13 protein-coding genes and 2 rRNA genes are annotated in these 10527 nt (G+C 48.8%); 13 read left to right on the top strand and 2 right to left on the bottom strand.

Annotated features, from left to right (window positions below; genetic code table 11):
- Both P9L94_17525 and rrf read left to right on the top strand, forming a co-directional pair.
- A 23S ribosomal RNA gene (locus P9L94_17525) occupies positions 1-410 on the top strand; the annotation flags it as partial.
- Between the two features lie 101 nt (positions 411-511).
- Positions 512-628, top strand: a 5S ribosomal RNA gene (gene rrf, locus P9L94_17520).
- A 53-nt stretch (positions 629-681) separates the two neighbouring features.
- Here the strand turns inward: rrf and P9L94_17515 are convergent.
- Both P9L94_17515 and P9L94_17510 read right to left on the bottom strand, forming a co-directional pair.
- Positions 682-1557 (bottom strand): DUF4238 domain-containing protein, encoded by an 876-nt coding sequence (locus P9L94_17515; GenBank protein ID MDP8245886.1) that lies wholly within the window; start codon positions 1555-1557, stop codon positions 682-684.
- A 26-nt stretch (positions 1558-1583) separates the two neighbouring features.
- A complete protein-coding gene (locus P9L94_17510) occupies positions 1584-1832 on the bottom strand; it encodes a hypothetical protein (GenBank protein ID MDP8245885.1) in 249 nt (82 codons plus the stop codon).
- 370 nt (positions 1833-2202) lie between these two features.
- Between P9L94_17510 and P9L94_17505 the strand changes: the two genes are divergently transcribed.
- The 11 genes from P9L94_17505 (at position 2203) to nuoL (ending at position 10526) form a co-directional block, all read left to right on the top strand.
- A complete protein-coding gene (locus tag P9L94_17505) occupies positions 2203-2448 on the top strand; it encodes a DUF433 domain-containing protein (GenBank protein MDP8245884.1) in 246 nt (81 codons plus the stop codon).
- Positions 2449-3200: 752 nt separating this feature from the next.
- The gene (locus P9L94_17500; protein ID MDP8245883.1) at positions 3201-3623 is read left to right on the top strand and encodes an NADH-quinone oxidoreductase subunit A; all 423 of its coding nucleotides are present in this window, start codon (positions 3201-3203) and stop codon (positions 3621-3623) included.
- A 49-nt stretch (positions 3624-3672) separates the two neighbouring features.
- Positions 3673-3807: a hypothetical protein gene (locus P9L94_17495; GenBank protein ID MDP8245882.1), complete on the top strand. Its 135-nt coding sequence runs from the start codon at positions 3673-3675 to the stop codon at positions 3805-3807.
- Between the two features lie 105 nt (positions 3808-3912).
- A complete protein-coding gene (locus tag P9L94_17490; protein ID MDP8245881.1) occupies positions 3913-4413 on the top strand; it encodes an NADH-quinone oxidoreductase subunit B family protein in 501 nt (166 codons plus the stop codon).
- Between the two features lie 38 nt (positions 4414-4451).
- Positions 4452-4946, top strand: a complete 495-nt coding sequence (locus P9L94_17485; GenBank protein ID MDP8245880.1) for an NADH-quinone oxidoreductase subunit C — start codon at positions 4452-4454, stop codon at positions 4944-4946.
- A 15-nt stretch (positions 4947-4961) separates the two neighbouring features.
- On the top strand, positions 4962-6101 hold the full coding sequence (locus P9L94_17480) for an NADPH-quinone oxidoreductase (GenBank protein MDP8245879.1): 1140 nt from the start codon (positions 4962-4964) through the stop codon (positions 6099-6101).
- Positions 6101-7138 (top strand): NADH-quinone oxidoreductase subunit NuoH, encoded by a 1038-nt coding sequence (gene nuoH, locus P9L94_17475; protein MDP8245878.1) that lies wholly within the window; start codon positions 6101-6103, stop codon positions 7136-7138. The genes P9L94_17480 and nuoH overlap by 1 nt, the downstream gene beginning before the upstream one ends.
- 18 nt (positions 7139-7156) lie before the next feature.
- Positions 7157-7645 carry a hypothetical protein gene (locus P9L94_17470; GenBank protein MDP8245877.1) on the top strand — a complete coding sequence of 163 codons (489 nt, stop codon included), beginning with the start codon at positions 7157-7159 and terminating at the stop codon, positions 7643-7645.
- Positions 7614-8162 carry an NADH-quinone oxidoreductase subunit J gene (locus tag P9L94_17465; protein MDP8245876.1) on the top strand — a complete coding sequence of 183 codons (549 nt, stop codon included), beginning with the start codon at positions 7614-7616 and terminating at the stop codon, positions 8160-8162. The genes P9L94_17470 and P9L94_17465 overlap by 32 nt, the downstream gene beginning before the upstream one ends.
- 30 nt (positions 8163-8192) lie before the next feature.
- Positions 8193-8504 carry an NADH-quinone oxidoreductase subunit NuoK gene (gene nuoK, locus P9L94_17460; protein ID MDP8245875.1) on the top strand — a complete coding sequence of 104 codons (312 nt, stop codon included), beginning with the start codon at positions 8193-8195 and terminating at the stop codon, positions 8502-8504.
- A gap of 9 nt (positions 8505-8513) precedes the next feature.
- Complete coding sequence (gene nuoL, locus P9L94_17455) at positions 8514-10526, top strand: NADH-quinone oxidoreductase subunit L (protein MDP8245874.1); 2013 nt, start codon at positions 8514-8516, stop codon at positions 10524-10526.
- Position 10527: the final 1 nt, after the last annotated feature.

Genomic DNA, 10527 nt, shown 5'->3' with positions numbered 1-10527 from the left:
TTGGCACCTCGATGTCGGCTCATCGCATCCTGGGGCTGGAGAAGGTCCCAAGGGTTTGGCTGTTCGCCAATTAAAGCGGTACGCGAGCTGGGTTCAGAACGTCGTGAGACAGTTCGGTCTCTATCTGTCGTGGGCGCAGGAGATTTGAGAGAGTCTGACCTTAGTACGAGAGGACCGGGTCGGACGAGGCAATGGTGTACCTGTTGTCGCGCCAGCGGCATTGCAGGGTAGCTATCCTCGGACGGGATAACCGCTGAATGCATCTAAGCGGGAAGCCCTTCTCAAGATAAGATCTCCCTGGGAGCAATCCCCTAAAGGGCCCTGGAAGACTACCAGGTTGATAGGCTGCAGGTGGAAGCGTAGCAATGCGTGAAGCCGAGCAGTACTAATTGCCCGTGAGGCTTAACGGTTTCATCTGCCGTGCAGTTTGAAACTCGATACACTTGACATACACACAAATATTGCGCACAATTTCAAACCGAATTGGAAACCATTAACTCAAATTAAGGTTTCCGGTGACAATAGCGAGGAGGTCACACCCGATCCCTTCCCGAACTCGGAAGTTAAGCTCCTCAGCGTCGATGGTACTGCCGCGGACACGCGGTGGGAGAGTAGAACATCGCCGGAATTAATAAACCGCCCTTTTCATCCGAAAAGGGCGGTTTGCTATTTAAGGGGAAATTATTTATGATTAGATATTTTCTTTTCTTGGTTTTTAAAATAATTCACTAATGATTGAATTAATTTTGGTGATTTCCCAGCGATGATTGAACTTTGTTTAAAAGATAATTCATTTATGTGTCGTATTTCCTCCATTTCAGCAATCTGTAGTATTTCAGGTGGATTGGTAAAAGATGGGCTTATTGCTATATCAAATGATATCGGAAGCCATAACTCAACTCCATCATCATCTAAGCGAGTTTTTCCATGATTCGGTATTCTAATTGCTGGATTACTTCCCATTATAAAACTCTGATTTTGTTTCTGAATGTAAAGTATTGCTAATCCCCTTTTATTGAGAATATCAAGCACTTTTTTTTCATTGCGGCCGAGCGCAACTATAGTTGAATTTTTCTTTAATCTTTTTTTTACCTCCTCATCCTGTATTAATTCTTTTTCATACTCTTCAAGAGGTCGTTCTGTTTGTTCAAATGTATCGATAGCATAATCAAGATATTTTTCAAAATTGTCAACAATTTTAGAATAAAATTCAGGTACTCGCTTAATTTGATAGTAGAAAAAATAATCCCATTTATTCTTTTCATCTTCATAAAGATTTGGCAGATTTTTTTTCCTAGTAGATGTAATGATCTTTCTTATGACTGGACTAACTTCGCTTTCTATCTTTGATAACTCTATTTCAAATGATGTGTCTTTTTCGTTAGATTCGTTAATAGATGAGTAAAGATGATTTTGTATAAAAAAATTTTGTGGTTTTGATTTTTCTACAGACTTTGAAATACCGGTTTTTGAGAAATGTATATAGCCGTTTTTATCTGTAAAGTTATCTAAAATAAATTTTGGTATATAGTGGTGTTTTTTAGGATTATTTGACATGCTACTTGATCACAGTTATTGGTGTATTAATCATAGAATTTATTTTTTAAATCTTCTGCAAAGTCGGCTGCCCATGATGTTGCATTGCCTGCTGGATAAACTTTATCAATTTCCGTACTTTTTCTAATGATTTTTACTGTTCCAGTTGGGGTATAGAAGTCACCTGAATAAATTGTCTTGTCATTAGGGATTAAGTCAAAGTCATTCACTTGATAACCTGCTCGTACTATTTCATTATGAAAATCTTCCATTTCTGATTCATCTATTAATGACATTGCATTTTCTCCTTTTTAAATCATTATAATGCAAGGCATGTAAATATTCAATAGGAATTTTGCTTGGCTGGCTGGGTGGCGAGCCAAGGCCGCGTAGCGGGCAGCCCTTGAGGATGAAATCGTCTGAATCTGGATACCCAGGATGATAATACTGCAACTTGGGGAGGGCGAACCTCCTGGTGAGCCGCGAGAACGTGAAAACATTTCATTTCAACTCGGCTCGGCGGGAGCCTCGCCCTCCCCAAAAATACAATTCAAAAAGTAAGGGCAAGGCCGCGACGCGGTCAGCCATTGTGCAGCAGAATCAATTAAGGATTTCAACTCTTTTTGTGGTATAATTTCCTCATAACGACATAAGGTGTTTGTAATTATGAACTTGGTTCAGCATCCAAATATATCAATTGATCCTAATGTGTGTCATGGAAAGCCAGTCATCGCAGGCACCCGGATCATTGTGTCGCAATTGTTAGACGCCCTTGCCAGCGGAGCTAGCCAAGAGGAATTGTTGGAAGATTATCCCTCACTCAAAAAAGAAGACATTACTGCCGCTCTATCGTTTGCCAGCGACTTGACGAACTTCCATGAAGTGCAATCTGCACAATCTCCATCAGCCTGATGCGTTTTTTTCTGGATGAGAATTTTCCATTTGCTGCAAAAAACTATCTCGAAAAACAAGGCCATGAAGTTCTATGTGCATTGATGCGTCATCCACAAGGAATGATAGATTCGTTACTCTTTGAAGATGCGCAGAATCATCGTGCGATATTTGTAACAACAGACAAAGACTTTTATCATACGATTCCATTTCTCTACGATAAACGAACTGCGGCCGTTGTTGTAATTGCTCTCAAGCAACCCAACCGTACAAAAATTCTTGCCCGGTTCAATGATTTATTATCTTCGATAGACTTGCGTTCATGTCAACAGAGCGTCTTTTTGGTTACGGATAACAAAATTTATCGGAGAGATTAATTCCTTATCGAAATCGAAATCCAGATTTGGCATTGGTGTTCCAAAAAATAGAGGCATTCCGAGCGGTGATTTTTTTGCTTTGCCCATAGAATCTTGAATAAATTATAGGTGGTGTTATTTTGTTGCGTCGTAAATATATGTTTTTTAACATTAATATAATGAGTTGGTTATAAACAAAGTGGTGAAAAGGGTTAATTTTGCTCTTGCGCTTTTGGGCGCCGGATGCTACAACTTTAACTCGGTACAACAACGGCGACGTGGTCGCCCATTTTTATGTGAGAGCCGTTTTGTCGTGGTTGCTTTATCTCTGCTTGGATCGAGAAAAGTAATCGGCTTGAATCGCTCTTCCTTGTAGAAAAGGTAAGCGTTTTAACATCAATATGAGGTCAGTCTTTCGTGGATAACGCTTCTCAGTTGCCGATGGCAGCCCATTTGTTGGGCGCCTTTGTCTTTATTCTCTTCGCGGTGTTTTCCGTTTTTGCGGGCGTCTTTATTGCAAAGGTGATCGCTCCACGGAACCCCTATCCAGACAAACAATTAAATTATGAGTGCGGCGAGCGCCCCGTCGGGTCGCCGTGGATCCGGTTTAATATCCGGTTTTACATCATCGCGCTCTTATTTATCGTTTTTGACGTTGAAGTGCTTTTCTTGATTCCCTGGGCGGTTGAATACCGCAATCTGCTAGCCTCAATGGGAGCGCTGGCGTTTTGGGAAATGTTTGTATTTCTGTTTATTCTGGGGATCGGCCTCGCCTATTGTTGGGTCAAAGGCCATCTTGAATGGGTTTTAACCAGCCGCACCGTTTCGGAGCGGGTTTAACCGATTCACGACAAATAACTCCAGAAGAACGACCGAGGGTATAGAAAATATGAATACGATTGATGGGTTGAGCTTAGGCGCTGTTTTATCATCCCTGATAGATTTGCTGATTGTGTTGGTTGCGATCGGCGGCATTGGTTGGTTCCTCTACAAAAAAGGCAGTCCTTCGAACTCTGTGAAATAAATTTGGTGTTTTCACCTTCGCACATTCAGGCAAGATTGTTATACTTTTCTTGTTAGCTATTTAGGCAACTTTGATTCAACAACGAAGGAGTTTCCCACTGTGGGTATGCTCGAAGGAAAATTTGAAGAAGGAGTCATCGTCACTTCGGCTGACTCTCTATTCAATTGGGCTCGCCTTTCTTCTATCTGGCCAATGACGTTTGGTCTCGCCTGTTGCGCGATTGAGATGATGCACACCGCTGCCTGCCGGTTTGATTTAGACCGCTTCGGCGCTGGCGTCTTTCGTGCGTCTCCCCGCCAGTCTGACCTGATGATCGTCGCGGGAACCGTCACTTATAAAATGGCGAAGCGAATTAAATTGCTTTATGACCAGATGCCGGAGCCGCGCTACGTCATTGCGATGGGCAGTTGCGCCATCGGCGGCGGCCCTTATCACGAACACGGATATCACGTCGTTAAAGGCGTTGATTTATATATTCCCGTTGATGTTTATGTTCCCGGATGCCCTCCGCGTCCTGAAACTCTGATGGCGGGATTGATTGAATTACAAGACAAGATTCGTCAAGACCGCGTTTTGCGAAAACAGAAAGCGGTTGACGCCGCCTAATTAGCCGGAACTCTAAGGGAACATCTCGAATAAGCGCCATGGAACATCTCGAACTCTTCAATCTGCTACGCGAAACCTTCGGCAAAGACGCCGTCATCGAACACGTCGTTACCGGCGATGAAAAAAAAGGCTTTCGCGATCCGTATATCGTTCTGAAATCTGATTCGCTCGTCGAAGTCTGCCGCTTTTTGAAAGACGATGAGCGCTGTCAGTTCAAGATGCTGCATTGCATCAGCGGCGTTGAATGGCCTGAGTATTTTGAGAGCGTTTACCATCTGTTCTCGATTTCGCTCAAACAGCGCGCCATTCTCAAAGTCCGTACCTCAAAAGAAAATCCTATTGTCCCCTCGGTTACGTCGGTTTGGCCTTCCGCCGATTGGCATGAACGCGAATCGTATGATTTGATGGGGATTGTGTATGAAGGCCACCCCGATTTAACGAGAATTTTGTTACCGGAAGAGTGGGAAGGGCACCCCCTCCGCAAAGACTATGTGATGCCCACACACGAACGCCTTAAAGAAATTGGGCTTTAAACGAGACGCGCAACGATGCCAATGACGCCCGCACAACCGAAACCTCTGCAAGGCGAGCCCATGGTCATATACATGGGGCCGCAACACCCGAGTACGCACGGCGTGCTGCAAGTCGAACTGCATACGGACGGCGAGATTGTCAATCGCGCCATTCCCCGCATCGGCTTTTTGCACCGCTGCAAAGAGAAGATCGGCGAGTCGATCCCTTACGATCAATATCTGCCCTATGCCGACCGCATGGACTATCTGGCGGCGATGAACACCAACTGGGTATGGGCGGCGGCGGTCGAAAAACTGGTCGAAATCGAATCGCCCGACCGCGCAGAATATATCCGCGTTTTTGTTGCCGAACTCAACCGTATCGCCAGCCACTTGGTCGCAATTGCTACCTATGGATTAGACCTCGGCGCCTGGACGCCATTGCTGCATTGCTTCCGCGAGCGCGAGATGGCGCTGGATATTCTTGAAGAACTCTCTGGCGGGCGCTTGTGTTTTGGTTATATTCGCATCGGCGGTGTCGCCAATGACATGACGCCGCGCGCGATGGAAATGACCAAGACGTATATCAAGCAACTGCGCCCCAAACTCGATAGCCTCAATGAACTCTTAACATACAATCATATATTCGTACGACGCACGGCTGACCTCGCCGTTATCAGCGCCGATGAAGCGATTGCGCACGGGCTGACCGGCCCGATGCTGCGCGCATCCGGCGTCGATTGGGACCTACGCCGCGACGAGCCGTATTCGATTTATCCTAAATTAGAATTTGACGTTCCCATCGGGACGGGTATCAAAGGCCAGGTCGGCGACAACTGGGACCGCTATTGGGTCCGCATGCAGGAAATGTATGAAAGCATTCGCATTCTCGAGCAAGTGATCGACGGAATGCCCGAAGGCGAGTTCCGCACCAAGGTGCCTGCGGTGTTGCGTCCTCCCAAAGCGGAAGTTTACGTCCGCCAGGATTGTCCGCGCGGCGAAGTGGCGTTTTATCTCATCAGCGATGGGTCAAAACAGCCCTACCGCATGAAAGTGCGCGGGCCGTCGTTCTGTAATTTGTGCGTTCTGGAGACGCTGACGAAAGATATGCTGATTGCTGATCTTGTATCAACATTGGGTAGTTTCGACTTAGTCATGGGCGAGGTGGACCGCTAATGGAAGCGATGGCCTCTCTCTTTGCGTATTTTGGAATCGAAGGCCCGGTCTCAATCATTTGGACCATGGCCGCATTGACCGCCGCTGGCTTGACGATGGGCATGGTGTCGGTTGTTGCGATGGTCGCCGTCTACGCGGAACGGAAAATTTCTGCGGATATGCAGGCGCGCGTCGGGCCGATGCACGTCGGCTGGCACGGCGTGTTGCAGACCTTCGCTGACGCGATCAAGTTGTTGCTGAAAGAAGACCTGATCCCCGCGATGGCGGACAAATGGCTGTTTGTTACAGCGCCCGTATTAGTGTTCGGCGGCGCGTTTCTCGGTTGGGCGATACTGCCGCTTTGCAGCGGATGGGCGCCGGTCGATTTAAACATCGGCATCGTCTATCTCATGGCGACCTCGTCGCTGGTGGCGCTGGGCATCATCATGGCGGGCTGGGGTTCTCACAACAAATGGTCGCTCTACGGAGCCATGCGAACCGCCGCGCAATTTTTGAGTTATGAAATTCCCGCCGCGCTGCATCTGTTGCCGCCGGTGATTCTCGCAGGAAGTTTAAACCTGACCGCCCTGGCTGACAGTCAAGCGGGCGGCTTTTGGAACATGGGCAATTGGGCGCTTTGGAACCCTTTCTGCTTTCTTTCATTCTTTAGTTACTATATTTCGGGTCTCGCGGAAACCAACCGCATACCGTTCGATTTGCCTGAATCCGAATCGGAACTGGTCGCGGGCTTCCACGTTGAATATAGCGGCATCCGCTTTGCGTTTTTCTTTCTGGCGGAATACGCCGAGATGTTTCTGGTCGCCGCTGTTGCGTCGTTGTTGTTCTTAGGCGGATGGCACGGCCCGTTCGGCGTCGAATCAGCGTTTATGTACTTCGCCAAGATTTGCGCGCTGATGTTTGTCGGCATCTGGCTGCGCTGGACGCTGCCGCGTTTTCGCATTGACCAACTGATGTCGTTATGCTGGAAATTTCTAATCCCATTGGGATTGTTAAACATCCTTGGGGTCGCATTCTGGATCTATTACACCAGTTCCTAAGACCGCAGGAGACGATTGATGAATGTTTTAACGGAAGTATGGGCCGGCGTCACTACCACCCTGAAAGGGATGTGGGTGACAGGCCGTGAGTTTCTGTTTCGCGACTCCGTCACGCTGATGTATCCCTATCAAAAGCGCGTGGTGCCGTTGCGTTTTCGCGGCATGTTGGTCAACGATATGTCGCTATGCGGCGGGTGCACCAAGTGCGCGCGCATCTGCCCGGTCGATTGCATCGAAGTGAAATGCGAAGGCAAGGGCAAAGAGCGCAAAGTGGTCGGCTGGGTACTCGATTATCAAAAATGCTGCTGGTGCGAGTTGTGCGTTGAGGTCTGCCCTGACGCCAGTTTGATCATGTCGCACGATTACGAAACAATCTTTACCGACCGCGCCAAAATGGTGCGCGATTTTGTCAAAGACCCGGTTCCGCCATTTGTCGAAGTGGACCCCCGCCCCGGCAAAAATCCGTACGAGGAGGATGATCCGAAAAGTGGACGCACTGCTGCCTAGTTTACTCTTCTATGTGTTCGCGGGCGCTGTTGTCGGCTCCGCCGTCTTTACTGCTTTCACTTCGAACCTCGTTCATGCGGCGTTTTCGCTGTTATTCACGTTTTTCGGGTTGGCGTGTTTATATCTCTATCTAGGCGCCGACTTTGTCGGCCTTGCGCAAGTCGTCATTTATGTCGGCGGCATTCTGGTTCTGCTGCTGTTCGGAGTCATGTTCACCGGACATCAAAGCGCAGGGACGGTCAAGCAAACGCTGAATTTCAAGACGGCGATTGTTTTGATGATCGTCTTGTTTGTGATGATCTTGCCCGTCGTGTTCAAAACCGCTTGGCCTGTGGCGCAAGTGACAGACTTACAACCCGCTGAATCAACTATTAGTGAAATCGCCAATCTTCTTTTAGGGCGCTATATGCTTCCCTTTGAAGTCGCATCGTTGTTGCTGCTGGTCGCGTTGATCGGCGCGGTGGTGATTGCGCGCGGCGAACAAAAAGAAGACGACGCAGACACCCCGGCGGCGTAAGCCGGGCCGAAGGTTTGGGAGCAAAACGCAATGGCAATCGGCATCGAACATTATCTGGTGGTTTCCATCACCTTGTTTTTGTTGGGCGTGTTTATCATCACGACCCAGCGCAACGGAATCCGGGTGTTGATGGGCGTCGAACTGGTTTTGAATTCCGCCAATTTGAATTTCGTCGCGTTTAACCGTTTCATGCCCAACGCCGCGTTGGATGGACATATTTTTGCCATTTTCGTAATCATTCTCGCCGCTGCAGAAGCGGTGATCGCGCTGGCGATTGTTTTGGCGATCTACCAGCAATTTTCGACCGTACATCTTGATGAAATCAGCAACATGAAACACTGAGGACCGCCAATGGCATTGATCGAAATTCTCTCTTGGCTCATTTTAGCGCTCCCGCTGGGGGCGTTTGCTATCCAAATGGCGTTTGGCCCCAGCCTACCGCGCAAAGGCGACTGGGTATCCATCACCGCTGTAAGCGCGACGCTATTGTTTGGCCTGTTGATGTTTTTCCGCGTGATTGTGTTGGAATACAACCCGGACTACATCTTCCCCGCGACGGTCAGTTCGTATCACTGGTTTAGCGGCGGCAGCCTTGATTTCACCTTTGGTTTCCATATTGATAACTTAACTTGCGTTATGTTGATCGTGGTCGGTCTCGTTAGTACGCTGGTGCACTTTTATTCCATTGGCTACATGCACAACGACCCGCTCTATCACCGTTTTTACGGCTATCTCAGTCTCTTCACGTTCTCGATGTATTTATTGGTGTTGTGCGACAATTTGTTTGTGTTGTACATCGCCTGGGAACTGGTGGGCGTCTCGTCTTACTTGCTCATCGGCTATTACTACCAAAAACATTCCGCCGCCAACGCGTGTATCAAAGCGTTTTTGACCACCCGCGTCGGCGACGTCTTTATGTTCGCGGGCATCTTGATTATCGCCATGACCATCGGCGCGTTTAATTACCGCGAAGTGTTTGAAGCCGTCGCGCACGGCGAACTCTCCGGCACAATGTTGATGATCGCGTCGATCTGTTTATTCGGCGGCGCGGTGGGCAAGTCGGCGCAGTTCCCGCTGCATATCTGGCTGCCCGACGCGATGGAAGGCCCCACCCCGGTCAGCGCGCTGATTCACGCTGCGACCATGGTTGCGGCAGGCGTTTATATGGTCGGGCGCTTGTTCCCCATGTTTTCGCTGTCGGATGAGGCCATGTTGTTTATTGCGTACACCGGGCTGATTACCGCCTTCTTCGCCGCGACGATTGCGATTACCCAAAACGATATCAAGCGCGTACTCGCCTATTCCACTATCAGCCAACTGGGCTACATGGTGGCGGCGCTGGGCGTCGGCGCATACACGGCTGGATTGTATCACCTGATGACCCATGCGTTCTTTAAAGCGCTGCTCTTCTTATGCAGCGGCAGCGTGATTCACGCCGCGCACACACAAGACATGCGTGAAATGGGCGGGCTGCGCAGCAAGATGCCGATTACCTTTTGGACAATGATGATCGGCACCCTGGCGATTGCGGGCGTTCCGTTATTCTCCGGCTTTGGCAGTAAAGACGCCATCATGGCGGGCGCGTTGCAATTCGGCGTTGACCAACCCCAACACTTTACGATTTTTATCGGTCTGCTGATCGGCGCGGGCATTACCGCTTTTTATATGTTCCGCCTGATGTTTATGACCTTCTTCGGCGAAACCCGCAACCAGAAATCATTTGACCATGCGCATGAGTCGCCCATGTCGATGACGGTCCCGCTGATGGTGCTGGCGGCGATGTCGATCATTGGCGGCTTTGGCGCTTACGGGTCGTTGTGGTTTGACCATCTCGTCGTCCCGATGCAGATTGTGCACGACGGTCACGGCGAAGCGCATCACGCCCACAATTTATGGGTGCATTACGGCGCGATGGCGATGTCAGTCTTGGTCGCCGCAACCGGCATTTTTATTTCGTACGTTATTTATTTCAAAAAATGGATACCGGCGGACCGCATCGCTTTGACCTTCCGTCCGCTGTATCAATTGTCGTTGAACAAATATTACGTCGACGAATTTTACTGGGCGACGATCATCGGATTTGTTATGTGGTTCCGAAAAGTTCTCGCTTCATTTGACCGCGTGGTGGTCGACGGCATCGTCAATGCGACGGCGCCGATCCTGCGCGGTTCGGCGAATGTTTCGGGTGGATTTGACCGCTATGTCGTGGACGGCGCTTTGAATCTGGGCGCCGTGGTGGTGCAGGCGGTCGGCTCGGTCAGCACGTTAGTACAAAATGGCGTGATCCAAAGTTATATACTCAAAATTGCTATGGCAGTTGCGGTGATTTTGATCATACATCAATACTTACAGTACGCGTTCTAAG

The organism is Candidatus Hinthialibacter antarcticus, from assembly GCA_030765645.1.
GTDB lineage: Bacteria > Hinthialibacterota > Hinthialibacteria > Hinthialibacterales > Hinthialibacteraceae > Hinthialibacter > Hinthialibacter antarcticus.
This window is presented reverse-complemented; position numbering and strand designations above follow the sequence as displayed.

What these genes read in the sequence shown, in the direction of transcription:
- P9L94_17515 (MDP8245886.1), bottom strand. Translation starts at nt 1,557, where the DNA reads ATGTCAAATAATCCTAAAAAACACCACTATATACCAAAATTTATTTTA.
- P9L94_17510 (MDP8245885.1), bottom strand. Translation starts at nt 1,832, where the DNA reads ATGTCATTAATAGATGAATCAGAAATGGAAGATTTTCATAATGAAATA.
- P9L94_17505 (MDP8245884.1), top strand. Translation starts at nt 2,203, where the DNA reads ATGAACTTGGTTCAGCATCCAAATATATCAATTGATCCTAATGTGTGT.
- P9L94_17495 (MDP8245882.1), top strand. Translation starts at nt 3,673, where the DNA reads ATGAATACGATTGATGGGTTGAGCTTAGGCGCTGTTTTATCATCCCTG.
- P9L94_17490 (MDP8245881.1), top strand. Translation starts at nt 3,913, where the DNA reads ATGCTCGAAGGAAAATTTGAAGAAGGAGTCATCGTCACTTCGGCTGAC.
- P9L94_17485 (MDP8245880.1), top strand. Translation starts at nt 4,452, where the DNA reads ATGGAACATCTCGAACTCTTCAATCTGCTACGCGAAACCTTCGGCAAA.
- P9L94_17480 (MDP8245879.1), top strand. Translation starts at nt 4,962, where the DNA reads ATGCCAATGACGCCCGCACAACCGAAACCTCTGCAAGGCGAGCCCATG.
- nuoH (MDP8245878.1), top strand. Translation starts at nt 6,101, where the DNA reads ATGGAAGCGATGGCCTCTCTCTTTGCGTATTTTGGAATCGAAGGCCCG.
- P9L94_17470 (MDP8245877.1), top strand. Translation starts at nt 7,157, where the DNA reads ATGAATGTTTTAACGGAAGTATGGGCCGGCGTCACTACCACCCTGAAA.
- P9L94_17465 (MDP8245876.1), top strand. Translation starts at nt 7,614, where the DNA reads ATGATCCGAAAAGTGGACGCACTGCTGCCTAGTTTACTCTTCTATGTG.
- nuoK (MDP8245875.1), top strand. Translation starts at nt 8,193, where the DNA reads ATGGCAATCGGCATCGAACATTATCTGGTGGTTTCCATCACCTTGTTT.
- nuoL (MDP8245874.1), top strand. Translation starts at nt 8,514, where the DNA reads ATGGCATTGATCGAAATTCTCTCTTGGCTCATTTTAGCGCTCCCGCTG.